We start from the raw sequence: 25,551 nt of genomic DNA, 5'->3' as shown, positions 1-25,551 counted from the left end.
ACGACGAAGATCGACGACCCGGACCGAGGTCGATGCGCTTGTAGCGTCACCGGCACTTCAGCCTCTGATCGAGTCGGGGTATTACGTTGACGCTTTCCTCCATCGGCCGGTCCGTGCCGCTCATCGTCGCGGCCGTGACCGCGCTGGCAGTGACCCCGCCGGCGCCCGCCCACGCTCAACCGGCCACCACTACCGCTCGCGCCACCAACACGACGATCACCCTGATCACCGGGGACAAGGTGATCGTCCGGCCCGGCGTCATCACCGTGCAGGGCCCGAACGGCGAGCAGATCGGCGCGCACATCACCACCGTCGGCCCGGACACCTACGTCTACCCGGACAGCGCCATGCCGTACGTCGGCACCGGCCGGCTCGACAAGCGCCTGTTCAACGTCACCTACCTGCTGCGCGAGGGCTACGCGGACAGCGCGGCCGACCGGCTGCCGGTCATCCTCGGCTACCGCAACGCCGCCGCCCGCCGCGCCGACGCCCTGCCCGCGGCCGCCACCGAGGTGCGCGCCCTGCCCAGCATCGAGAGTCGGGCGGTGCGCACCGACCGCGCCAAGGCCAAGGATTTCTGGACGTCGTTGACCGGCGCCGCCGGCACCACCGACTTCACCGACGGCATCGACAAGGTCTGGCTGGACGGCCGGGTGCACGCCGCCCTCGCCGACAGCGTCGCGCAGATCGGCGCCCCGTCGGTGTGGGCGGGCGGCAACACCGGTGCGGGCGTCGACGTCGCCGTCCTGGACACCGGCGTCGACGCCGAGCACCCGGATCTGGCCGGCCAGATCGAGTCGACCGCCAGCTTCGTGCCGGGGGAGGACGTCACCGACCGGCACGGCCACGGCACCCACGTCGCCGCCACCATCGCCGGCACCGGCGCGGCCTCCGGCGGGACCGAGCGGGGCGTCGCGCCCGGCGCCGACCTGGAGATCGGCAAGGTGCTGGACAACGGCGGCTCCGGCTACGACTCCTGGATCATCGCCGGCATGGAGTGGGCCGCCCGGGACCGCAAGGCCACGGTGGTCAGCATGAGCCTCGGCGGCGCGCCCACCGACGGCACCGACCCGCTGAGCGAGGCGGTCAACGAGCTCAGCGCCGAGACCGGCGCCCTGTTCGTGATCGCGGCCGGCAACAGCGGCCCGACCGACACCACGGTCGGGACGCCGGGTGCCGCCGACGCGGCACTGACCGTGGGGGCGGTGGACGCCGACGACCACCTCGCCGACTTCTCCAGCCGCGGCCCGCGCCTGATCGACAGCGCGCTCAAGCCGGAGATCACCGCGCCCGGTGTCGGCATCCTGGCCGCCCGGTCGCAGTTCGCGATCGAGGGCGAGGGGCTGTACCAGACGATGAGCGGCACCTCGATGGCCACGCCGCACGTGGCCGGGGCGGCCGCCCTGCTCGCCGCGCAGCACGCCGGCTGGACCGGCGGGCAGCTCAAGGACGCACTGATCAGCACGGCCAAGGAGACGCCCGACTACGGCCCCTACGACGCGGGCAGCGGACGCCTCGACATCGCGGCGACCACCACGGCGACCATTTTCGCGACCGGCACCGCCTACCTCGGCATCCACCCGCTCGACGAGCCGTCGGGCCCGGTCACGCAGCCCATCACGTACACCAACACGGGCCTGAATGCTGTTGATCTTGATTTGGCCCTCAATGGACCCGATCTGCTGAGCCTGTCCACGAAAAAAGTCACCGTGCCCGCCGGTGGCACCGCCTCCGTCACCGTCACGGCCGGCAATACGACCGAGAAGGCACGCTGGACCGGCACCGTCGTCGCCAGCAGCGGCGGCATCAAGAAAGCCGACACGGTCGTCGGGGTCAGCACCGAGGACCCGCCCCGGCACCTGGTCATCACGCCGACCGGGCGCAACGGCGAGCCGATGCCCGGCGAGATCATGCTGCTGCGCGAGGGCGACCCGGCCGGTGCGTACTACTACTTCCTGACCAACGACGGTCACCCGATCGACGTGCTCGTGCCGCAGGGCCGCTACGCGGTGTGGATGTGGGGCGCCGTCGAGGGCAGCCATGGCCCGAACTCGCGCGGTGTCGCGCTGGTCAGCGAGCCGACCGTGACCGTCGAGAAGGACACCGCGGTCAGCCTGAAGGCCGCGGCCACCCGCGAGATCCAGGCGATCACCCCCAAGCTCACCGCGGACGCCGAGGTCCGCCTCGACTACCACCGCGAGCTGGGCGGGACCGCGTCGGCGACGGACGCGTACATCATTCCCCGCGAGTACGACAGTATTTGGGTAACCCCTGGTCAGAACGCTCGCGACGGCAAGATGTCGATCACCGCCCGCTGGCGCAAGATCCAGCCGCTGCTGACGATCGACGCCTTCGACGACCTGATCCTGCTGCCCGGCTCGACCTCCCCGGCCGAGGGCACCCAGCAGCTGGAGGCGGTCTTCGCCACCGATCTGACCAAGGTCGACGTCAAGGACAAGATTGCCGTCGTACGCCGTGACGACCTCGACGAACAGGTGGCCGCGGCCGAGAAGGCGGGTGCGGCGATGCTGCTGATCGTCAACGACGAGCCCGGGCGCTACTTCGACGCCACCCACCGGACGAAACTCGCCGTGGTGTCGCTGACCAAGGACGGCGGCGAGCGCCTGATCGAGCGGCTCGGCGCCGGCAGGGTGAGCCTGCGGGTCACCGCCAACCCCACCACCGATTACCTGTACGACCTGGTGCGGTACTGGCCGAACGGGGTGCCGAGGTCGGTCATCTACCGGCCGTCGGAGCGGGAGCTGGCCCGGGTCGACGTCGACTTCCAGAGCACCTCGGGCCGGGAGATCTCGGAGAAGCGTTTCGACTACCACCCGGGTATGCCGGTGCAGGTCGGCTCCACCATGCTGATGCGGTCCGACCGCTTCCGCACCGACTGGGTGACCGCGCAGGACGACATCCGCTGGTCGACCGACATGGACGATCTGTATTCGTTCCAGCGCGGCGGCAGCACCACCTACCAGCCGGGCAGCCGGACCAGCGAGACGTGGCTGGGCGCGATCCAGCGCCCCCGGATCAACGACGCGGTCACGCTGCCGTACCGCGACGGCGACCGGATGGTGGCCGAGATCCCCGGCTGGGGTGACTCCGGCGCGAACCACGCCGGCGTGGCGTTCCCGGACGGCGGCGAGATGACCGCGACGCTGTCCCAGGGCCGGAAGGTCATCGAGCAGAACAATTACAACTGGATCGACACCAACTCCGGCCTGAGCCCGAAGCGCCTGCCATACCGCCTGGTCACCACGACGAAGCGCGACGCCACGTCGTACCCGTACTCGATCGCTACCCGGACGACCTGGGACTTCGTCTCCGACGCCAAGACGGCCCGGCTGCCGCTGATCCAGCTCGACTACCAGGTCGACACGGACATCTCGCACCGGGCATCCCGCTCGGCCGGGATCACCGTCCTCCCGTCCCACCTGCCCGGCGCCCCGAGCAGCAGCGCCATCCGGGACGTCACGCTCGACGTCTCGTACGACGACGGTGCCACCTGGGTGAAGCAGCACCTGGTCCACACGAAGGACGGCTGGACGACCGGCCTCCGGGCTCCGAAGAACGCGCAGCACGTCACGCTGCGGGTGGCCGCCAAGGACACCTGGGGCAACAGCGTCGAACAGACGATCACCAGGGCCTTCGGCCTGAAGTGACCACCCGGCCGGGCCGCGACGTATCCCGTCGCGGCCCGGTTATCCTTTTCCGGCCGGGGAGAATGCATCGAGGAGGTCGTCGCGTGGCGAGCAGTAAAGCGGATGCTGAACGCCAGCGTGAGCTCAACAATCGGATCAGCACCCTGCTGCAGCACGCGTCGTCGGCGATGGTCGCCCGCAAGACCGAGGTGCTCGCCGACTTCGACCTCACCCCGACGCAGTACACGGCGATGCTCATGCTGCGCTGCAACCCGGGCGTGTCCGGTGCCCATCTCGCCCGCCTGTGCCGGGTCACGCCGCAGTCGATGAGCGTGGTGACGGCGACCCTCGACGAGCGCGGCCTCGCGTCCCGGCTGCCAGTGGCCGTGCACGCCCGGATCACCGCGCTCGTGCTCACCCGCAAGGGTGTCGCCCTCCTGACCCGGGCGGACGCCGCGGCCCGGCGGGTCGACGAGCGCTACGAGCAGGAGTTCACCGAGACCGAGCTGGCCACCCTGCGCGGCCTGCTCGGCCGGGCCGGCCGGGCCCTCGACGAGCCCGGCTCAGCCGACCGCGCCGCGTCCTGAATAGGCCGTTTCCTTTTCTTCCCCGGTAACCGCAGGGGCGAATTCTGTTCGCCGGCCATCTAAATGAACGTCTATTTACGCAGCTATTAGCGGGTGTCGCGCAGGCGCATATCACGGCCGTGCAACCTTGCCTCTGTCGTGACGACGACTCTGGCCGCCGATCCGGCCCTCGACCACGTTTATGCAGGTCAACATGATTGCTGGAAAGTTTCGTGTCCATCTCGGACCGATGAAGCGCGGCGTTTCTGTGACCTGGGTAACCCATTTCCGGCGAATTCATTGGTGACCTTCGACGTATTGCGCAACCTCCCATGATCGTGTCGGTTGGCGGACAGTAGCGCGGGTTTGGCAGTGTCCACATTGATGTAACCTGATTGCGGAGACAGGCAACTGATTCAGATCAGCTGACTGCGACACGGGGGAGATACGTGGTGACATCTGGCCTTGCCTCGGTGACCGACGCCGACGGCCGTGCGTGGCCGGTCCGGCCGGCGGCGGACGCGGCGCTGACGCTCGGCGACGACGAGCGGGAGTGCTTGCGGGAGGTCGCGCTCGACCTGGCGACCCGCCATGCGGACCGGCCGACCGGGCTGCACCTGGACGATGGCGACCTGATGGTCGACATCAAACTGCGCATGCTGCGCGGCGGCCCCGAGCGCCTGGTGCAGGCGCTCACCGAGTTCCGCTACCGGAGCAACGCCGACGGCGCGCTGCTCATCCGCAACCTGCCGATCGACGACCCGCTGCCGCTCACGCCGCACGGCGGCAACTTCGACGACGACTGGCAGGGGCTCCGGGTCAGCTCGATGGTCCAGCTGGCCGTGATGAACATCCTGGGCGACATCATTTCGTACGCCGATGAGAAAGCCGGCCGCATCATCCAGGACGTGGTGCCGATGCCCGGTGCCGAGAAACGTCAGGAAAACTCGGGCAGCTGCTTCCTCGAGCTGCACACCGAGGACGGCTTCCACCCGCAGCGGCCGCGGTTCATCAGCCTGCTCGGTCTCCGGCCCGACCAGGAGCGCACCGCCCTCACCCTGGCCAGCGGCATCGGCCGGTCGCTGGCCGCGCTCGACGGCGGCACCCGCACGGTGCTCAGCCGGCCGCTCTTCCACATCCGGCTGGCCAGCTCGTTCGTGGGCGATCGGGAAGATCTCTACGCCGGGCCGGTCCCGGTGCTGAGCGGCTCGCCGACCGACCCCGACCTCTGCGTCGACTTCCACGCGATGGTCTCCGAGGACCCGGAGGGCCGGCGCGCTCTCGCCAGCCTCCAGCGGGCCTTGTTGACCCACCTGGTCGGCCACGTGCTGGAGTCCGGCGACCTGCTGATCGTCGACAACGACAAGGCGGTGCACGGCCGGACCGGCTTCACCGCCCAGTACGACGGGCATGACCGCTGGCTGCGCCGCACCTTCGCGGTGCCCGACCTGCGCCGCTCGACCGCCGACCGGCTCCCGAGGTCGCACGTGCACCGGCCGATCTTCCGCACCGACCCGGACGGCTTAGTGACGGCGGGCCACCCGCTGCGCGGCCCTTCCGTCCCCGAGTAGTAAGGACCACCGACGATGTCGGAGATATCGACGAAGACAAACCGGCAGGGTCTCCTGCTGGTGGTCGTCGGCGCCTGCTTCCTCATGGTGATGATGGACAACACCATCCTCAACGTGGCGCTGCAGGCGATCCAGGAAGGCCTGAACGCCAACAACTCCCAGCTCCAGTGGGCCCTCGACTCCTACATTTTGGTGTACGCGTCGCTGATGTTCACGGCCGGCGTCATCGCCGACCGGTGGGGCCGACGACGTACGCTCGCCATCGGTTTGGTGATCTTCGCGGTGGCCTCCGGGTTCGCCGCCTGGGCCGATTCGCCGGGCTCGCTCATCCTGTGGCGGTCCATCATGGGCATCGGCGGCGCCGTCGTGCCCCCGGCGACCCTGGCCATCATCAAGAACGCCATCCCGGAGAAGGACCAGGGCCGGGCCATGGGCATCTGGGCCGCGCTCGGCGGCCTGTCGGTCGCGTTCGGCCCGATCCTCGGCGGCGTGCTGCTCCAGCACTTCTGGTGGGGTTCGGTCTTCCTGATCAACGTGCCGGTGGCGGTGATCTGCGTGGCGCTGCTCTTCGTGACCGTGCGGGAGTCCCGCTCCGACGCCGAGTTCCATCTCGACCTGCCCGGCCTGCTGCTCTCCACCGCCGCGATCGGCGCGGTGGTCTACGGCGTGATCCGGGCCGGCGAGAAGAACGACTGGTTCGCCCCCGCGTCGGCCGGCATGATCGCGCTCGGCCTGCTGGTGGTGGTCGTGCTGATCCTGGTCGAGCGGCGCACCGCGCACCCGGTGCTGGACGTGCAGCTGTTCCGCAGCCCGGCGTTCGCCGGCGGCACGAGTGCGATCTCGCTCGCGTTCTTCGCCCTCACCGGCGGCACCTTCCTGCTCGTCTTCTACGTGCAGCTGGTGCTCGGCCACTCGCCGCTGGAGCTGGGCCTGATCCTGCTCCCGGTCGCGTTCGGCAGCGTCTTCTCGGCGGTCGGCAGCGCCGCCGCGGTGCGCCGGCTCGGTTTCCGGATCACCGTGACGACCGGTCTGCTACTGCTCGCGCTCTCCTTCGTCGGGCTGCTGCTGGCCACCGCGACGTCGCCGCTCTGGCAGCTCGAGGTGAGCCTGTTCGTGGCCGGTCTCGGCATGGGCTTCGTGATGGGCGCCACCACGTCGCTCGCGATGTCCGCGGTCCCGGCGCAGAAGGCCGGGGTGGGCGGCGCGGTCAACAACACCGTCCGCCAGGTGGGCGCGGCGCTCGGGGTCGCGATCATGGGTTCGGTCCTCTCGATCGCCTACCGCGACCGGGCCACCGACGTGCTCAACGTGCTCCCCGAGCAGATCCGGGACCGGGCCGGCGACTCGCTCGGCGGCACCCTGCTGGCGCTGGGCGGGAAGTCCCCGGAGCTGGCCGCTCAGGCCCGCGACGCCTACGTCGGGGCCATGCACGTCACGCTCTGGGCGGCGATCGGCGTGCTGCTCGCCGGCGCGGTCGCCACCCTGATCTGGGTCCCGGCCCGGGTCACGACCGCCGCGGACGCGCCGGTCCTGGTCGGGGAGGCACGATGACCGACTTCGAGATCGCCACGCCCGCCGCGGCCCGCGCGCTCACCGCCGAGGAGTTCCAGGCGGTCTTCACCGCCCGCAACCACGGGGTGATCAGCCCCGAGGACCAGGCGCGGATCGGCGCCGCCAAGATCCTGGTGGCCGGGTGCGGCTCGATCGGCGGCGCCGCGGTGGAACCGCTCGTGCGGCTCGGCTTCCGGCGCTTCGTGCTGACCGACCCCGGCACCTACGAGCTGACCAACCTCAACCGGCAGAACGCCACCGTCGACGACCTGGGCCGCAACAAGGCGGCCGTCGCCGCCGACCGGGTGCGGGCGATCAACCCGCACGCCGAGGTGGAGGTGGTCGAGGTGGGCGTCGGCGACGCCACCGTCGACCGGCTGCTCGACGGGATCCAGGTCGTCATCGACGGGGTCGACGTGACCACGCCGTCCGGGCTGCGGGCCAAGGGCCTGCTGCACGAGCGGGTCCGGGAGCGCCGGCTGCCGCTGATGACCGGCTGGGACATGTCCGCCACGCAATACGTGCGGGTCTACGACTACCGCATCGACCGGCAGATCTTCGACGGCGCGGTGACCCGCCGGCAGCTCGACGAGATGCCGATGTGGGGGCTGCTCGCCAAGCTCATCCCGGCCACCAAGGTCCCGCGCGACCTGCTCGCCCTGATCCGCACCGGGCTCGGGGCGAAGGAGTTCACCTTCCCGCAGCTGGTGCAGGCGGCCGACATGTTCGGGGTCATCGCCGCCACCATCACCGCCCGCCTGGTCACCGGCCGGCCGGTGCCGTCCTCGGCCGGTGTCGACGTCCACGCTCTCACCATGCCGTGGTCCGCGCGCCTGCGCGACCGGCTCCGCCAGCCGGTCGAGGCCGCCCGGCTGCTGCTCGCCGTACGCCGCTAATTCTTTGGAAATCGACAACTCGGAGGGATCACTGTGTCCACGTACCAGGATTCGGAGACCGCGTACGCGGTGTTCGGAGAGCTGTTCAACATCCTCGTCGCCGACCAGAACTTCAACGACAAGCTGGCCGCGGCGGGTCTGACCGTCCGGCTCGTGCACACCAAGCCCGACTGCGTCATCTTCGTCGGCCCCGGCTCGGTCCGGCTCGGCGCGGACGCTCCCGAGGACGCGGCCGTCACCATCAAGATGAGCTGCGACACCGCCCACAAGCTGTGGCTCGGCACCCTGCTGATGCCGGCCGCCGTCGCCCTCGGCAAGGTGCGGATCAAGGGCAAGGTGGCCAAGGTCCTCGAGCTCGTGCCGATCCTGCAGCCCGCCTTCGACCGCTACCCGGCGCTTGCGGACGGTGTGGTCAAATGACCTCGACCTTCGTCGAGCCCGACCTCAACTTCGACGAGCCGCCGCGCTCGGTGCGCAGCTTCGTCGAGATGGTCCGGGAGTTCGCCCAGGACGTCGTGCTGCCCCGGGCGATCGAGCTCGACCAGCAGGCCGCCGACGACTTCGACTGGGAGGTGATCCAGGCCGGTCACGACATCGGGCTGACCCGGGCGCTGCTGCCGCGCGACCTCGGCGGCCTCGGCGTCGGCGTGATCGGCGTGACGATGGCGATGGAGGAACTGGCGGCGGCCGACCCGGGCATCGCGCTCGCGTTCGGCGCCACCATGCTCGGCCAGACCCCGGTCCTGCTCACCGGCGACCCGGTCCTGCAGGAGCGGTATCTTGCGCAGTTCTCCGGCCCGCGCGCCGTGCTGGCCAGCAACGCGGTCGCCGAGGAGGAGGCCGGCACCGACCTGGTGATCCCGCAGCACTTCGCGGACGCCCGGATGCGGACCACGCTGCGCCGGGTCGACGGTGGCTACCTTCTCAACGGCCACAAGCGCTTCATCACCAACGGCACGGTCGCCGCCTTCGCGGCGGTCTATGCCAACCTCGAGGGTCACCCCGGGGCGACCGGTCTGACCTGCGTCGTGGTTCCGCTTGATGCGCCGGGCGTACGCCGTGGCGACGTGCTCGACAAGATGGGCTACCGCAACTGCCTCGGCGGCGAGATCTGGTTCACCGACGTGTTCGTGCCGGTCGAGGACCTGGTCGGCGGCGAGTGCGAGGGCACCGCGATCAATGTGGCGCAGGGCAACATGGCGCGGTCGTCGGTCGCGGCGATCTCCACCGGCATCGCCCGGCACGCCCTCGAGGCCGCCGTCGCGTGGTCGGGGGAGCGGATCCAGGGCGGCAAGCTGCTGCGCGAGCACCAGATGACCGCCCGCCGGCTGGCCGACATGGCGGTCAACGTGGACGCCGCCCGGCTGCTCTACCAGCGGGCCGCCGTGCAGGTCGACAACCAGCTGCCGGCGCCGGAGAAGGAGCCGGCGATGGCGAAGCTGTTCGCTGACCGGGTGGCGATCGAGACGGCGAGCGCCGCGGTGGCGCTGATGGGCTCGCGCGGCTACATGAAGGAGTACGGGCTGGAGAAGGTGCTGCGCGACTCGTACGGCACCCGCATCTTCGAGGGCACCCCCGAGGCGCTCGCGCTGTCGATCACCGAGTGCCTGTACCGGGACGAGGACGACGACGATGACGATTTCTGAGCTCGACGTCGAATACTCCCGGGCGCTGGTGACCCTGCACCGCTCGCTGCGCTATCCCGATCTGCCCGAGCTGGCCGGCAGCAGCGTGCTCAGCGTGATCGAGGGCCTGGGGGACGACCTCACCACGGTCAGCTTCAGCGCCGACGTCGCCGACGAGCGCTGCCTGCAGGCGGTCTTCGGGTTCCGGCTGGCCGAGTTCGTCGACCTGTCGATGATGGACTCCCGGCTGGCCCGCCGGACCGCGCTGCTCGCCGAGCCGCCGGACGCCACCGTCGTGCACACCGTCGTGCTCGACGCGGACGGCCGGATCCTCGGCTACGTCGGCCTGCTCGGCTCGCGTGACCTGCTGCCGCGCCGCCTCGACGACCCGCGCCGCACGCGCTACCCGGTCGAGGTCGCGCACGGGGTGGACCTGCTGACGCCGTTCGCCGGCACCGGCCTGACCACCCAGCAGGTCTTCGAGATCAAGCGGTTCTGCCGGGCCGGCGACGTGCCACCCGGCCGCACCAGCGAGCGCGTGCCGTGGCACCTGATCCTCGCGCTCGGCCGGACCACCCAGGCGATGGGCCGGCCGCTGATGATCGGCGACAGCCGGGAGAACGGGGCACTGCGTCACCTGCGGCTGATCGGGTTCGACCCGCTGGTCATCCCGGGCACCAAGCCGGAGCTCCCGCGTACGTCGCTGATGTGGGAGAGCTACATGGTGCCGCAGCCGGCCATCCCGTTCGCCGGGGTGGTGCCCGCCGACCTGGCCGGCTACCTCGACGCCATCGAGGACGGCCTCGGTGCCGGGCACGACGAGAACTGGCAGCGCCGGACGATCGCCCGGCTTTCCGCTGTGCGGAGGCAGCGGAAGGCCGAGCTCCACACCGAGAAGGAGACGCCGTGACGGCCCTGCACGAGCTGTCCGCCACCGCCCTGGCCGCGCTCATCCGGGCCGGGTCGGTGACGTCGGCCGAGGTCACCGTGCATCACCTCGACCGGATCGCCCGGCTCGACGGCCGGCTCGGCGCGTTCGCGACGGTGACCGCGGAGCTGGCGCTGAGCCAGGCCCGCCGGGCCGACCGGGTGCTCGCGGCGGCCGGCCCGGAGGGGGTCGGCCCGCTGCACGGCGTTCCGGTGGCGGTCAAGGACAACATCGACGTCGAGGACGTGCCGACCGGCTGGGGGAGTGCGTCCCGCGGCGACGAGGCGGTCGGCGACGACAACGTGGTCACCCGCCTGCGCGCCGCCCACCTGCCGATCCTCGGCAAGACCCACCTGCCGGAGTTCGCGCTGCCCTGCCACAGCGAGAACGCGGTCGGCGCCGCCACGGTCAATCCCTGGCGGTCCGAGTTCACCCCGGGCGGCTCCAGCGGCGGCTCGGCCGCCGCGGTCAGTGCCGGGCTCGCGCCGATGGCGCTCGGCACCGACGCCGGCGGGTCGGTGCGGACGCCGGCGTCCTGCTGCGGGCTGATCGGCGTACGCCCGAGCAACGGCACGGTCAGCAACGGCCCGTCCGATCCGGCGGTCACCGGGCTCTCCACCCCGGGGGTCCTGACGCGGACGGCGCACGACGCGGCCGCCCTGCTCGCCACGATCGCCGGGTCGGTGACCGGCGACATGACCGCTCCGCGTCCGTACGCGGAGCCGCCGTCGCCGCTGCGGATCGGCCTGTCCACCGAACCGATGCTGCCCGACCTCGAGGTCGACCCGGACTGCCGCAAGGCGGCCGAGACACTCGCCGCCCGCCTGGCCGAGGCCGGGCACGAGGTGATCCCGGTCGACCTCGGCAAGGACGTCGCGGTCGCCGACGCGTTCCGGGACGCCTGGTCGGTGGTGGCGGCCGCGTTCGAGGTCGACGACGAGGACGACCTGGAGGCGTTCACCCGCTGGATGCGCGAGCGCGGCCGGGGAGTCTCCGGCGAGCGCCTGCACGAGTGCCTGACCATGTTCCGCGGCGTGGCCCGGATGCTCGACGAGATGGTCTTCGACGCGGTCGACCTGCTGGTCACCCCGACCCTCGGCCAACCGCCGCAACGCCGCGGCGCGTTCCGGGCGTCACCCGACGAGGCGGTCAACTTCGACGCGATGACCCGGTTCATGCCGTTCACCCCGATGTACAACATCGCCGGCATGCCGGCCGTCAGCGTCCCGGTGCTGGTCGCCGACGGCCTGCCGATCGGCGCGATGCTCGGCGGCCGGCACGGCAGCGAATGGCACCTGCTGCGCGAGATCGCCCTGGTCGAGGCGCGTGCGGGCGGCCCGGGCGGGCCGGCGCCGGGATGGGAGTGACCCCACCGGCGGCGGGCGGGGCCGTGCTGCTGCACGGCTTCGCCGGCTCGCCGGCCAGCATGACGCCGTTCGCCGAGGCGCTCACCCCGCACCTGGCGGCGACGCTTGCGGGGAACCGCAAATCCACCTCGGACCATCGACGTGGCCGGAAGTCGATTCCTATGGTGAAGCCCGCAACTCAATGAGGTTGCAGACTCACTCACGGTATCGGGGGATCCTATGTCACGTCTCACTCGTGGCCGGCTGTCAAGACTGCTGGCGGTCGTCGTTGCGCTCACCGGGCTTGCGCTTGTGCCGGCCACGGCCGCACAGGCCGCTACCGTCTGCAAGGACAAGTACGGGTCCTACTGGAACCGCGGGCCCTACACGTACGCCGGGCTCAGTGCCAGCCTCAACCAGGGCCGAAACATGTTCCTGGATGCGGCCTCGCCGTATCCGACCACGGCGCCGGGCAATGTGCACCTGTGGCATGACAACGGGCCCACCACCAACCAGCAGTGGTGTCTCGGGAGGTTCACCTACACCGACGGCTCGTATGCCTATCAGGTGCGCAACTACTACACCGGGTTGTGCCTCGACCCGGACAGCCCGGTCGGCAACTACGTGACCGTGTGGCTGTGGACGTGCAAGAGCTCCACTGACACCACGCAAAATACGCAGATGTGGGAAATCACCGCGAACGGGAGCCGCAGTACGCCCAGTGGTACCCACACCGTCTACTACTTCCGGCGGTCAAGCTCGATCTACTGCCTCGACGTCCGGGACGACGTGAAGACCGACGACGCGAAGCTGCAGACCTGGCAGTGCTCGTACACCAATAACCAGCTCTTCTACTGATCGCCCGAGCCCCGTCGCCCACCGGGCGGCGGGGCTCCGGCCTCACCATTCGGGTAGCTTGGCGGTTATTCACTCGCATTCCGCTAATCACGTCCCGCGCATTGTCGACACCGCAAAGGCAGGCATGGCCGAAACCGACGAGGCGCTTCTGGGCGCGGTGCGTGCCGGTCTGGACGATGCGGTTCGGTCGATTGTCGCCGAGGCCGGTGGTGACACGTGGCGGCATTTCCAGCACCGTCGGCTCGCCGAGCGGATCACCACGCTGGTAGCGGCCTGGCGCGCCGATCCGGGGCGCGAGCCGGAGCTGCTCGGGCACGCATTGCGCCTGGCCGAGCTGTTGCGCGAGCGGCAGGGCCCGACCGGGTTGTTCCGAGGCGGCGACAACGTCGATTCGCCGCCCGACTCGGCCTTCAGCGTCAACGATCTCGCCGACGCGGCGATGCTGTTGGCCGGCGCGGACCGAAACCTCGCGGCGGCGCTCCGGGGGCTGCTGGCCGCCGCCACCCCGGCCTTGCTCGCCGGAGGTGTGCACACCCCCAACCACCGCTGGGAGCTGGCGGCGGCGCTGGGCCGGCTGTACCGGCTCGAACCCCGGCCGGAGCTGGCGGCGCGGGTGTCGGAGTGGCTGGCCGAGGGCATCGACCTCGACGACGGCCTCTACTCCGAGCGCAGCCCCAACTATGCCGCGCACGTCTCGAACCCGTCGCTGCTGCTGATCGCCGCGGTGTTCGACCGGCCGGAGCTGATCACCGCCGTCGAGCAGAACCTCGCGGCCACCCTGGATCTGCTGCTGCCGGACGGCACGGTGGAGACCGTGCTGTCCCGCCGCCAGGACCAGAACCGGCCGTTCCGGCTCGCTCCTTTCCTGCTGCCGTTGCGCCGGGTGGCGTTGCTGCGCGACCGCGGCGACCTGTCCTGGGCGGCTGGACTGGCGCTCGCGCAGGGCATCGACGCGCCGGGTCACGTCGCCGCGCAGTTGTTGCTCGACCCGGAGCTCGCCCGCTTGCTGCCGCCGCCGGTTGCGCCGGCCCGCCCGCGGGTGCGGCATTTCCCGGCGGCCGGCACCCTGGTGGCGCACCATCCGCGGGTGAGCACTGTGGTCTTCGGCGGCTCGGACTACGCCCGGCACCGCCGCATCCGGTCGGGGCTGGCCAATTCGCCGACGCTGCTGCGCATGGTGGCCGGCGCGGCGGTGCTGGACAGCGTCCGGTTGTCCCGGGTCTTCTTCGGACTCGGCCCGTTCCGCGCCGACGGCCTGACGCTCGAGTTCGGCGCGGCCAATCCTGGCGCGGCCAATCCTGGCGCGGCCGCCATCCTGCGAGAGTCGGTTTCTGCCTCGTATTACCAGCCGCTGGCCCCGTCGGACCGGCGCGTCGACGCCCGCTACGAGCTCGGCGACGACGGCCGGTTCAGCGCCGCGATGGCCTTCGACCGGCGCGAGCGGGACGACGTCACCCTGCGCACCGAGATTCGGGTGGAGCCCGGGGAGACCGGCACCGATCTGGTCGTCGAGGTGTCCGGCCCGGCCGTCGAATGGTGCCTGGAGCTGGCATTCCGGCCCGGCGGGAAACTGACCGGGGCGACCCGCCGGCCCGACGGGCGCGGCTGGCAATTGGCCCTGCCGGCTGCCGGGAAGAAGGCCACGGCCCGCTACCGGGTCGGCGACGACGAACTGGTCGTGACCGTCGACGGCCCGCCGGCCGAGAGCGGCGAACCCGGCTATCACCCGGGCGAGGAGTACGAGTTCCTCGGTGGCACCGACGCCGCCTCCGGCGAGCTTCTGTATGTCTGTGCCACCGCGCCGGCCCGGCTGCGAATGCGTATCACAGCAATTTAAGCGGCATTCCTGGGAGCGCTCCCGAAATTGTCGCCAACAAACCTTCCATTTCGGAATCCAAATGAGGGTTATTCAGGACGGTGGAGGCCAAGTTGCTGACCTGCGGCAACCTGCAGCTCCAGGTAGGTCCTGAACAACCCTCATTGAAGAACGTTGACGACGGTAAGCGCTTTCCCGTATGGTCCGACGCCACCGGCCAATGAGTTCTTCCTGCGAGGGGACAGCCATGTCTAATTCCGCATTGCATCGGCGGTGGGCGGTTGCCGCCGCCACGGCCGCTGTCCTCGCGCTCACCTCCGGCTGCTCCGGCGGCGACGACTCCGGCGACGCGAAGAGCATCACCTTCTGGTATTCGACGTCCGCCCAGGACAAGGGCTACGCCGACCTGGCCACCCAGTTCGAGGCCAAGGAGGGCGTCAAGGTCGAGATCGTCAACGTCCCCTACGACGGCTACCAGGACAAACTCAAGCAGGCCGCGCAGGCCAACTCCCTTCCGGACACGGCGAGCGTGCCGTCGCTCGACACCCTCTGGGTCAACCAGCTGCAGGATCTGAGCGCCACCGCGAACAACGCCACCAACAACATCAACAAGGACCTGATCACCGCCCAGGACGGCAAGGTCCTCGCCATCCCGTCCGACGTCACGGCGGCCGGTCTCTTCCTCAACAAGACCCTGTTCGACAAGGCCGGCGTCGCCTACCCGACCGACCCGGCGCAGGCCTGGACCTGGACCGACTTCCTCGCGGCGGCCGACAAGGTCCGCACCACCACCAAGGTCAAATACGATTTGGTGTACGACCGGTCGGCCGCCCGCATCCGCCCATGGATCTACAACCATGGCGGCAAGGGCTTCCAGCTCGGCGCCGACGGCAAGTACGCCGCCCCGGACGCCACCACCGTGCAGGCCCTGGCCGACTTCGCGAAGCTGAACGACGACGTGGTCATGCCCAAGTCGGTGTGGGGCGCGGGCGCCGACCCGAACGCGCTGTTCAAGAGCGGCCAGGTGGTCGCCTACTTCTCCGGCGTCTGGCAGGTCGCCGACTTCGCCGACGGCATCACCAACTTCGAGTGGGTGAGCGCCCCGACGCCGGCCGAGCCGGTGCACGCCACCGACATCAACCTCGGCGGCAAGGTGGTCGCGTTCAACACCAAGAAGGCCGACGCCGCCAAGAAGTGGGTCGACTTCATCTTCCAGCGGGACAACTACACGAAGCTCGCCCAGACCAACGGCTACCTGCCGATCGAGAAGGGCCTCACGCTCACCTACCCGTTCACGAAGAAGGCCGCGCTGGACGCGTTCGCGCTGTACGTCAAGGAGATGGAGATCGCCGACCCGATCTCCGCCTCCGGCCAGGCCAACGGGACCAAGCTGTTGCTGGCCGGCAAGTCGGTCGACGACGCCCTGATCAAGGACGAGATGGGAAAGCTGGTCAACGGCCAGCAGGACGCTCAGAAGACCGCCGACAACATCGTGGCGGGCCTCAACCAGCAGATCGGCTAGCGGGTGGCGCGATGGTGGCCGCGGCGCCGATTCAACCGGTACACGGCGGCGCCGCTGCTGATGATCTCGATCAACCTGGTGCTGTTCCTGCTGTTCTTCGTCTGGCCGGCGGTCATCGGGCTGAACTACTCGTTCACCAGCTACACCGGCGTCGGCACCGCGCCGTACGTCGGTCTGGACAACTACCAGCGGCTGGTGGACGACCCGGCGTTCTACGCGGCGCTGGTCCGCACCGTGATCTACACCGGCAGTGTGGTGCCGCTGACCTTCATCGCCTCGCTGGGTACGGCCTATCTGCTGGTCAGCCCGTACGCAAAAGGCAAGTCGGTGGCCCGGGTGATCTTCTTCCTGCCGTGGCTGATCTCGCCGATCATCGCCGGGGTGATCTGGCGGTGGATCTTCGGGGAGAACTTCGGCCTGGTCAACTTCGTGATCACCGAGCTCGGCGGGAAGGCGGTGCCCTGGCAGTCCGACGCCAACCTCTCCCTGATCGTCGTGATCATCGCGGCGACCTGGGCCAACACCGCGTTCAACATGCTGCTGTTCGTGGCCGCACTCAAGAACGTGCCGACGGCGTACTACGAGGCGGCCGATCTCGACGGCGCCGGTGCCTGGCCGAAGTTCCGGCGGATCACGCTGCCGGCGATCGCGCCCACCTCCTTCATCGTGGTGCTGCTGAGCACCCTGCACACGATGAAGGAGTACGGCCTGATCGTCGCGGTCAACGCCGGTGGCCCGGGCACCGAGAACAACCTGATCGTGCAGTACATCTTCACCACCGGCTTCCGGCGGGCGCAGATCGGCTACGCGAGCGCGGCCTCGTTCGTACTCCTGCTGATCCTGATGATTGTCGCCGTTGTGCAGTTGCTGGCGAGCCGCCGGAAGGGGGCCTGAGATGGCCAAGCCACCCGCCCTGCGCCGCCCGGGACGCGGCCGGAAGGGCGACGTGCCGCGGAGGATCGGCGCCAGCTCGATCATGTGGTTGCTGGCGGTCGTCTACGGCTTTCCGGGCCTGTGGTTCGTGCTCAGCTCGTTCAAGCCGGCCGGCGACCTGTTCTCCTACCCGCTGACGCTGTTCCCGAAGAAGTGGACGGTCTCCGGCTACGCCCAGGCGTGGACCCAGTTCGACGTCGCCCGCTACTTCCTGAACACGCTGATCGTGGCGAGCGCGGCCACCCTGCTGACCGTCGTGGCCAGTGCGCTGACCGGGTACGCCCTGGCCAAGTACCAGAACTGGTGGCTCAAGGCCTTCGCCGTGTGCATCCTGGCGACCACGATGCTGCCGTCCGAGACGATCCTCGCGCCGCTGTTCGTCGTCGTCCGCAACCTCGGGCTCTACAACAGCCTCAGCGGGGTCGTGGTCCCGGCGGTGATCACCGCGACCGGCACCTTCATGTTCCGGCAGTTCTTCGTGACCGTGCCGAACGACCTGCTGGAGCAGGCCCGGATCGACGGCTCCGGCGAGCTGTCGACGTTCGTCCGGATCATGCTCCCGCTGGCCCGGCCGATCATCCTGACCCTCGCCATCTTCTCGTTCCAATGGCGCTGGAACGACTACCTGTGGCCGCTGATCATCCTCAATGACCCGAAGCAGTTCACCCTGCAGATCGGGGTGGCCAGCATCGTCGGGGCGCAGAACGTGAACTGGTCCGTCCTGCTCGGCGCGTCCGTGCTGTCGATGCTCCCGCTGATCGGCATCTACCTGGTCTTCCAGAAGTACGTGATGAACGCCGACCTCAACGCCGGCCTCAAGGACTGAGGGGAAGCCATGACCCTGACCCGCCGCACCCTGCTGCGCGTCTCCGCCGCCGGTCTGGTCGGCGGGCTGCTGCCGCGCCCGGCGCTCGCGTCCGGCACGACGGCGTTCGCCGACAGCTACCGGACCAACCTCATCGCCAATCAAACGGCCGAAACCAACGCTGCCGTACGCATCCTGTCCGGTATGGGGGAGCTGTGGCAGAACGGCGTGGTCCTGGCGCCTGAGCTGCTCCGCGCCAACGTCCGGTTCTGCGAGCGTCGCACCGCGCGTCGCACCGACGACCAGGCAGCCCGTGCGTTCATCGTGGACCGGCAGCACCAGAGCTACTCGATCCTGGCCGGCCTCGGCCCGCTCGCGCCGCGCTACAAGGCCGGCGCCCTCGCCGTCACCAGCATCACCGAGGCCCCGGCCGGCACCCCGCCGACCACGATCAGCGACGCCGTCCCGGCCGATGCACCGCCCGGCTCGGCGATCGGCGCGGGCTCCACCACGTCCGCGCTCGGCCTGGTCGCGACCCTGGTCAACACCGTCCGCGGCGACTACTCGTCGGGCAACCCGAGCAAGTACGCCTACCAGTACCCGCGCCCGTGGCGGATGACCGAGGACAGCGAGGTCGTCGACACCGGCGCGGTCGACGAGTTCGGCTACCCCGTCTACGACTCCCGCGTGATCGTCGCCCCGCAGCTGCTGCGCCAGCGCAGCACGAGCCCGTTCGACGACGGCGGCTTCCCGAGCGGCCACACCAATGCGCTGCACCTGGCCGCGCTGGCCTACGCCTACGCGTTCCCGGAGCGGTTCCAGGAACTGGTCACCTGCGCCTTCGACCTGTCCGACACCCGCATCACGGCCGGCATGCACTCGCCGGTCGACGTGGTCGGCGGCCGCATCCTGGCCACCGCGCTCGCCGCGGCCATCCTCAGCGACCCGGCCAACGCCGAGCTCAAGGCGGCCGCCCGGGCCCAGGCCGCCGCCTACTTCGCGGGTTTCGACGGCGACGGCGACGACGCGTACGCGGACCGGGCCGCCAACCGTGACCTGGTGCGCCCGAAGCTCACCTATGTGCTGCCGCGCGAGGGCCCCGACCGGCCGCTGACCGTGCCCAAGGGCGCCGAGGTGCTGCTGGAGACCCGGCAGCCCTACCTGACCGCGGCCCAGCGCCGGGCGGTGCTGCGCAGCACCGCGCTGCCCGCCGGCTATCCGCTGATCGACGGGCCGGAGGAGTGGGGCCGGCTCGATCTGTTCCGGGCCGCCGACGGCTACGGCGCGTTCGAGACCGACGTGGACGTCACCCTCGACAAGCCCGCCGCCGACAGCTGGCGCAACGACATCACCGGTCCGGGCGGTCTCACCCTGCGCGGCACCGGCCAACTCACCCTCACCGGCCACAACCGCTTCCGCGGCGCCCTGCGCGTGCTCGGCGGCACGCTACGACTGACCGGGACGACCGCGCCCGGCCGCTACCAGCAGGTCTCGGCCACCCTGGCCACCACGGTCCGCGCCGGGCTGCGCGTCGCCGGGACCGCGGAGATCGGCCCCGGCAGCACCCTCGAACTGACCACCGACGGCCGCTGCGGCCTTTTCGAGGTGCTCACCGCGGGCCGCGTCACCGGCCGCTTCGCGACCATCACCGTGCTGGACCCGGGCCTGCGGGCCGATCCGGTCTACACGAGAACCGCGGTACTGGTGCGGATCGTGCGAGGCTGAGCCATGCGGATCACCGTCGAGGACACCGATCTCTTCATCGGGCCGGCCGCGGCACCCCGGCAGGTCGTCCGGGTCACCCTCACCGCCACCGAGGCAACCCCACCGATCCGGGTACGGGTGGAAGGCCCCACCGTGCGCACCCCCGAACCGACGGCCACCGGCGCGTTCGCCGCGGGCGAGGAACGCGTCGTCGAGGTCGGCGTGCAGGTGGCCGCGCCCGCGCCGGAGGGGTCGGTCCACCGGATCACCGTGCTCGCCGAGCACGACGGCGGCCGGGCCACCGTCGAGGGCACGCTGCGGGCCGCCGAGACCGGGTGGACCATGTGGATGATCTCGCACTTCCACTACGACCCGGTGTGGTGGAACACCCAGCGCGGCTTCACCGAGCTCTGGCAGCAACTGCCGGACGTGCCCGGCGCCGACCGGTTGCGAAACCCGTCCGTCCGGACCGCGTTCGACCTGGTCCACGCACACCTGGACGCGGCCCGGATGGACGAGGACTACCGTTTCGTCCTCGCCGAGATCGACTACCTGAAGCCGTACTGGGACGTCTTCCCGCAGGACCGGGCCGACCTGCGGCGGATGCTGCGCGAGGGCCGGGTCGAGCTGGTCGGCGGCATGTACAACGAGCCCAACACCAACCTGACCCACCCCGAGTCGACCATCCGCAACACCGCGCTGGGCGTCGGCTACCAGCGCGACGTACTCGGCGGCGACCCGCAGAGCGCCTGGATGCTCGACGTGTTCGGGCACGACCCGTCGTTCCCCGGCCTGATGGCCGACGCCGGGCTCACCTCCAGCGTCTGGGCGCGCGGACCGTTCCACAACAACGGGATCAAGCGGCACACCGGCGACGTCACCCGGATGCAGTTCCCGAGCGAGTTCGAGTGGATCTCGCCGAGCGGGCTGGGCCTGCCCACCGCCTACCTGGCCAACCACTACGTGGCCGGGTGGGACATGGAACGCAGGGAAACCCTGGCCGAGGCCATGGACGAGGCGTACGCCCAATACCGCGACCTGCGGAAGGTGGCCGCCACCCGCAACGTGTTCCTGCCGGTCGGGCACGACCACAACATCCCGTCCCGCTGGTGCACCGAGATCCACCGCGAATGGGCGAAGCGTTACGTGTGGCCGCGGTTCGTGATGGGCGTGCCGCGCGACTACTTCGCCGCGGTCCGCGCCGAACGGCCGGTCCTGTCGCCGCAGACCCGCGACATGAACCCGGTCTACACCGGCAAGGACGTCTCCTACATCGACACCAAGCAGGCGCAGCGGGCGATCGAGGGGGTGGTGCTCGACGCCGAACGCCTCGGCACGCTGGCCGCGCTGCTCGGCACCCGCTACCCGGCCGAGCTGCTGGACAAGGCGTGGCGGCTGCTCGCCTACGGCGCCCACCACGACGCGGTCACCGGCACCGAGTCCGACCAGGTCTACCTCGACCTGCTGGCGGGCTGGCGGGAGGCGTACGAGCTGGCCGCGACCGCCCGCCGCCGGGCGATCGGCGCCCTCGCCGCCCGGGCCGACACCGCCGGCCCCGGCCGGGCGGTCCTGGTCGCCAACACCCTGTCCTGGCCGCGCGACGACGTGGCCCGGATCAAGCTCGACTACCCGGCGCCGGGCCCGCCCGCGGTCGCGGTCACCGACGAGCACGGCCGCCAACTCCCGGCGGTCGCCGAGGCGGTGACCCGGCACGAAGACGGCACGGTCGCCGCGATCACCCTGTCGGTCGCGGCCGACGACGTGCCGGCGCTGGGCTACCGCACCTGGCACGTGGTGCCGGCCGACGAGGACACCCCCGGCTGGCGGTCCGCCGACGGCACCGTCATCAGCAACGACGCCTTCACGGTCGAGGCCGGCCCGGCCGGCGGCGGCGCCCTGACCCGGATCACCGACCGGCGCACCGGCCGCGATCTGCTGCGCGCCGGCGGCCTGGGCGGCGAGATCGTCGTGCAGGACGAGTACGCCCAGCATCCGCGGATGGGCGAGGGGCCGTGGCACCTGCTGCCGAAGGGTCCCGGCCGTGGTCTCACCGGTCATGTGCACGCCGAACACAGCCCCGCCGGGGAGCGGCTCGTCGCGGTGGCCACGATCGACGAACTGCGGATCGTCCGCGAGGTGATCCTCTGGCGCGGCGCCGACCGGATCGACTTCCGCACCCACGTGGACGGCTCGATCGGCGCGGACCGGCTGCTCCGGGTCCGCTTCGACCTGGACCTGCCCGGCACGCTGCCGGTGTCCGAGGTGGGCTTCGCCGCGATCGGCCGCCCGTTCGGCTTCCCCGAGGCGGACACGGCCGACCACCCGTGGTCCCTGGACCACCCCGCCCACACCTGGGCCGGCCTGTCCGCGACCGTCCGCATCCGGGCCGCCGGGCAGCGGATCGCCGTCGGGATCGCCGAGGTGATCAGCGAGGACGACTGCCGTCCGCTGCTGGTCGCCCTGGTCCGGCAGGGGGTGACCGCGACCGGCTCCCGGCCGGGCGGCCCGCGCTACGGCAGCCTCGACGCCGACTCCAACCTGCCGGACGTTCGGGTGGTGATCGGCGCCGACCACGTGTTCGCCGCCGCCGTCCTCGACTCGGCCGGACCCGAGCACCGCGACCTGCTCGCCCGCACCGGCCGGGTCCTGATTCCCGCCCGGCGTCCCCGCGCCGACGTCTGGATCCCCGGTGCCGACCTGCGCGGCCCGCGCGACCTGCCGGTCCTGATCGTCGCCGCGGACCAACTGGACGCGCTCGTGGCCGACCTCGACGACGCCGTCATCGAGGTCCCGGAGGCCGCCGGTGACCTCGGCCCGGCCTGGACCGGCTACTCGGCCGCGCTGGTCAACCACGGCACCCCCGGCTTCGTCACCGCGCCGGACGGCAGCCTCTACGTCTCGCTGATGCGTTCCTGCACCGGCTGGCCGAGCGGGATCTGGATCGACGGGCCGCAGCGGTTCACCCCGGACGGCGCCGGGTTCCAGCTGCAGCACTGGACCCACACCTTCCAGTACTCCCTGGTCGCCGGCGAGGGGGACTGGCGGGACGCCGGCTTCGTCCGGGCCGGGCAGGAACGCAACCACCCGCTGGTCGCCGAGCCGGTCCCGGCGAGCGGCGGCGACCTCCCGGCCCGGGCGAGCCTCGCCTCGGTGTCGCCGGACGGCGTCGTGCTCACCGCGCTCAAACCGCACGGCGACCGGATCGCCGCGCGGCTGTACGAACCGCACGGCCGGCCCGTCCAGGCCCGGATCCGGCTGCACGGCGGGCTCACCGACCCGGTCGCCGCGAACGTTCTCGAACAACCCCGGCCCGGCCCGGCCGTCACCAGCGACGGCCCGGACGTCGTGGTCGACCTGGCACCGGCCGCTGTGGTCACCGTCCTGGGCCGCCCCGGCCTGCCGGTCGCGACCGAGGGGGAACCCGACGTCGAACCGGTCCAGCCGATCCACACCCGATACTGGATGCACAACAAGGGGCCGGCGCCGCTGGGCAACCTGCCGGTGAGCGTGCACATCGACCCGGCGACCCTCCGCGTCACCGTCGCCACCGACACCGTGGCCGCCCGCGGCCGGGTCGAACTCGACCACCCGGCCGGGCCGTTCGACTACGACCTCGCGCCCGGCGAGCACCGGGACTTCGATCTGCGGATCACCGGCCGTGAACCGGGCCGGCATTTCCTGACCGCTCGCATCCTCGACCCGTACGGTCAGCTCCTCGAAGATGTCGCCGTGCTCGAGCCGCCACCGGACCTCGAAGTCTCGCTCGGCCCGGCCGAGGTTCTTGTCCCGCCAGGCGGGACCGCCGCGCTGACGCTGCGGCTGCACAACCCCGCGGTCGATCCGGTGCACGGCGAGGTCCAGCTGCTTTCCCCGTACGGAACCTGGGCCGATGAGGTAGCCGTAGACCCGTGGATCCAGGGGTATCGACTGGAACCGGGTTCGACCGAGACGCTTCGGTTCACGGTGCGGGCCGCTCCCGAGGCGCGCCCGGGCAGCCGCTGGTGGGCCCTGGCCCGGGTGGTGGGCATGGGCCGGGTCGCCTACACCGCGTCGGTGTCGCTTGCCGTCACGCAAATGAACTCAGCTTCGCCGCCCACCGGCCGATAACTGGTAGAGCAGCGGCGTTTCGATGAACTTTTTCAACATGGCTAGGGCGGCAGGGCCTTGCGCCGCTCAACGCACCGGAACCGCAGGCCCGATGTCAGGTTGAAAAAGGTTCAAAGTGTGAGGGACAGTGCCCGACTCCATCCGGCACGAGGCAGCCATCGAACAGGCCTATCTGCTCGTCGAGGTCGCGCAGGGGCACAACGACGCCGCCCGGGTCGACCGGGCCGATCGCGAGGCCACGGCGAACGGCTGGGACGACGTACGCCTGCTGCTGCATTTCGCTCGTTCGCTGGCCTCGCACGACGCCGGTGACGACGATTCCGGTCATGTCCAGGCGATGTTCGACGCCGCCGCGCGACTGACCGAACCCTCCCTGCTCGCGCTGTCGATCGCCACCAAGGCCGTGCGCAACGCCGACCGCCGGCGCACCACGATCACCGGCGAGTCGGCCGGGAGCCTGTTCGTCGGCGCGGTGGTGCTGCTCGACGACCCCGACCCCGCGGTGCTGCCGCCGCACCGGGCGGCCGCGCTGATCGAGGTCGGCAACGTCGCCCACCAGCTGGGGTTCTGGGAGCTGGCGCTGGAGTACTTCACCCTCGCCGAGCAGACCTCGACCGGCGCGCTCGGCGGCCGGTGGAGCGACATCGCCCGGCGGCAGCTGGTGGTGACCACGATCAACCGGTGCGAGCTCCTCCTCGACTGGGCCTGCGCCCTGGCCGGGATCGGCGAATGGGACCAGGCCGCGAGCCTGGCCGCCTCGGCGCCGGCCGGCGCCGACCCGACCGACTCGCGCTGGCCGCCCAGCTGGGTGGCGCAATACCACGGGCAGATGCACCTGCTGGCCGCGCTGGCCGGCAGCGAACCACACCGAACGGCCCCGGCCAACGTCGCCGCGCTCGGCGAAGCGATCGAGGCCGCCCGGGCCGGCGACGACGTGCGCGCCTGCCGGCTGGCCGAGGCCGCGACCCAGTTCGTCGAGGTGTCCCTGCCGAGCTGCACCCATCTGCTCGCCCTGAGCCTCGCGGCGCGGCGGCCCGGCACGGCGCCCGCCGCGATCCGCTACGGCCAGCAGCTGGCGTCGCTGCGCTGGAACGACCGGGTCGACCGGATGGCCGGCATCCGCGACGCGATCGCCGTCGAGCGCCACCGCCGCGACCACGAACAGCTGCGCCGCGACCTGGTCCTGGACGAGCTGACCGGCCTGGCCAACCGCCGCGGCTACCACGCCTACCTCACCGCCCTCGACGACCCGTCCGGCCCCGCCGCGCACCACAGCACCGAGTACGCCGTGCTGATGATCGACGTGGACCACTTCAAGGCGGTCAACGACGGCTTCGGCCACGACATCGGCGACCTGGTTCTGGCCCGCCTCGGGCACATCTTCGCCGCCCACGTCCGGCAGACCGACCTGGCGGCACGCCTGGGTGGCGACGAGTTCCTGATCATCCTGGCCGACGTCCTCCCCGAGGTCCCCGAGATACGCGCGGAGAAGATCCTGCGCGCCGTGCAGACCTACCCATGGCCGGAGGTGGCCGAGGGCTTGGCGGTGTCGATAAGCATCGGCGTCCAGCACGGCAGCCGCCACGAGCTGCCAACCCTGCTCTCCGACGCCGACCGGAACCTCTACCACGCCAAGAACCACGGCCGGGGCCGAGTCGCCGCCCCCGCCTGAGATC

The 25,551-nt window shown here is 70.9% G+C and carries 18 protein-coding genes; all 18 read left to right on the top strand.

Translation table 11 applies throughout. From position 1 onward, the window contains the following. Positions 1-134: 134 nt before the first annotated feature. Positions 135-3,668 carry a S8 family serine peptidase gene (locus Adu01nite_RS34745; protein WP_203733494.1) on the top strand — a complete coding sequence of 1,178 codons (3,534 nt, stop codon included), beginning with the start codon at positions 135-137 and terminating at the stop codon, positions 3,666-3,668. Between the two features lie 83 nt (positions 3,669-3,751). After that, on the top strand, positions 3,752-4,234 hold the full coding sequence (locus Adu01nite_RS34740) for a MarR family winged helix-turn-helix transcriptional regulator (protein WP_203733492.1): 483 nt from the start codon (positions 3,752-3,754) through the stop codon (positions 4,232-4,234). A 431-nt stretch (positions 4,235-4,665) separates the two neighbouring features. Then, positions 4,666-5,784, top strand: coding sequence for a TauD/TfdA family dioxygenase (locus tag Adu01nite_RS34735; protein ID WP_203733477.1), 1,119 nt, complete (start codon positions 4,666-4,668; stop codon positions 5,782-5,784). A gap of 15 nt (positions 5,785-5,799) precedes the next feature. Beyond that, on the top strand, positions 5,800-7,335 hold the full coding sequence (locus Adu01nite_RS34730) for an MFS transporter (protein WP_203733471.1): 1,536 nt from the start codon (positions 5,800-5,802) through the stop codon (positions 7,333-7,335). Further along, the gene (locus Adu01nite_RS34725; RefSeq protein ID WP_203733470.1) at positions 7,332-8,231 is read left to right on the top strand and encodes a ThiF family adenylyltransferase; all 900 of its coding nucleotides are present in this window, start codon (positions 7,332-7,334) and stop codon (positions 8,229-8,231) included. The genes Adu01nite_RS34730 and Adu01nite_RS34725 overlap by 4 nt, the downstream gene beginning before the upstream one ends. Before the next feature lie 33 nt (positions 8,232-8,264). Then, positions 8,265-8,651, top strand: coding sequence for an SCP2 sterol-binding domain-containing protein (locus tag Adu01nite_RS34720; protein WP_203733468.1), 387 nt, complete (start codon positions 8,265-8,267; stop codon positions 8,649-8,651). Further along, on the top strand, positions 8,648-9,877 hold the full coding sequence (locus tag Adu01nite_RS34715) for an acyl-CoA dehydrogenase family protein (RefSeq protein WP_203733467.1): 1,230 nt from the start codon (positions 8,648-8,650) through the stop codon (positions 9,875-9,877). Before Adu01nite_RS34720 ends, Adu01nite_RS34715 begins: the two co-directional genes overlap by 4 nt. Beyond that, positions 9,864-10,766, top strand: a complete 903-nt coding sequence (locus Adu01nite_RS34710; RefSeq protein ID WP_203733465.1) for a hypothetical protein — start codon at positions 9,864-9,866, stop codon at positions 10,764-10,766. Before Adu01nite_RS34715 ends, Adu01nite_RS34710 begins: the two co-directional genes overlap by 14 nt. Then, entirely contained in the window at positions 10,763-12,151 is a 1,389-nt protein-coding gene (locus tag Adu01nite_RS34705) for an amidase (RefSeq protein WP_203733463.1), read from the top strand. Before Adu01nite_RS34710 ends, Adu01nite_RS34705 begins: the two co-directional genes overlap by 4 nt. A 23-nt stretch (positions 12,152-12,174) precedes the next feature. Then, a complete protein-coding gene (locus Adu01nite_RS34700) occupies positions 12,175-12,336 on the top strand; it encodes a hypothetical protein (protein ID WP_203733461.1) in 162 nt (53 codons plus the stop codon). A 34-nt stretch (positions 12,337-12,370) separates the two neighbouring features. Further along, positions 12,371-12,988 (top strand): RICIN domain-containing protein, encoded by a 618-nt coding sequence (locus Adu01nite_RS34695; RefSeq protein WP_203733459.1) that lies wholly within the window; start codon positions 12,371-12,373, stop codon positions 12,986-12,988. A gap of 124 nt (positions 12,989-13,112) precedes the next feature. Further along, entirely contained in the window at positions 13,113-14,825 is a 1,713-nt protein-coding gene (locus tag Adu01nite_RS34690; protein WP_203733457.1) for a hypothetical protein, read from the top strand. Between the two features lie 226 nt (positions 14,826-15,051). Continuing rightward, positions 15,052-16,326 carry an extracellular solute-binding protein gene (locus tag Adu01nite_RS34685; RefSeq protein WP_203733456.1) on the top strand — a complete coding sequence of 425 codons (1,275 nt, stop codon included), beginning with the start codon at positions 15,052-15,054 and terminating at the stop codon, positions 16,324-16,326. 3 nt (positions 16,327-16,329) lie between these two features. Then, positions 16,330-17,220 (top strand): carbohydrate ABC transporter permease, encoded by an 891-nt coding sequence (locus Adu01nite_RS34680; RefSeq protein WP_239132922.1) that lies wholly within the window; start codon positions 16,330-16,332, stop codon positions 17,218-17,220. Between the two features lies 1 nt (position 17,221). Next, positions 17,222-18,085 carry a carbohydrate ABC transporter permease gene (locus tag Adu01nite_RS34675; protein ID WP_203733454.1) on the top strand — a complete coding sequence of 288 codons (864 nt, stop codon included), beginning with the start codon at positions 17,222-17,224 and terminating at the stop codon, positions 18,083-18,085. Positions 18,086-18,094: 9 nt separating this feature from the next. Then, positions 18,095-19,789, top strand: coding sequence for a phosphatase PAP2 family protein (locus tag Adu01nite_RS34670; protein ID WP_203733453.1), 1,695 nt, complete (start codon positions 18,095-18,097; stop codon positions 19,787-19,789). 3 nt (positions 19,790-19,792) lie between these two features. Next, the gene (locus tag Adu01nite_RS34665; protein WP_203733445.1) at positions 19,793-23,875 is read left to right on the top strand and encodes a glycoside hydrolase family 38 N-terminal domain-containing protein; all 4,083 of its coding nucleotides are present in this window, start codon (positions 19,793-19,795) and stop codon (positions 23,873-23,875) included. Between the two features lie 127 nt (positions 23,876-24,002). Continuing rightward, positions 24,003-25,547 carry a GGDEF domain-containing protein gene (locus Adu01nite_RS48615; RefSeq protein WP_203733443.1) on the top strand — a complete coding sequence of 515 codons (1,545 nt, stop codon included), beginning with the start codon at positions 24,003-24,005 and terminating at the stop codon, positions 25,545-25,547. The last annotated feature ends 4 nt before the right edge of the window (positions 25,548-25,551 follow it).

Origin of the sequence: Paractinoplanes durhamensis (assembly GCF_016862175.1) — a bacterium.
GTDB lineage: Bacteria > Actinomycetota > Actinomycetes > Mycobacteriales > Micromonosporaceae > Actinoplanes > Actinoplanes durhamensis.
The sequence above is the reverse complement of the archived record's forward strand: the minus strand, read 5'-3'. Positions and strand labels throughout refer to the sequence as shown.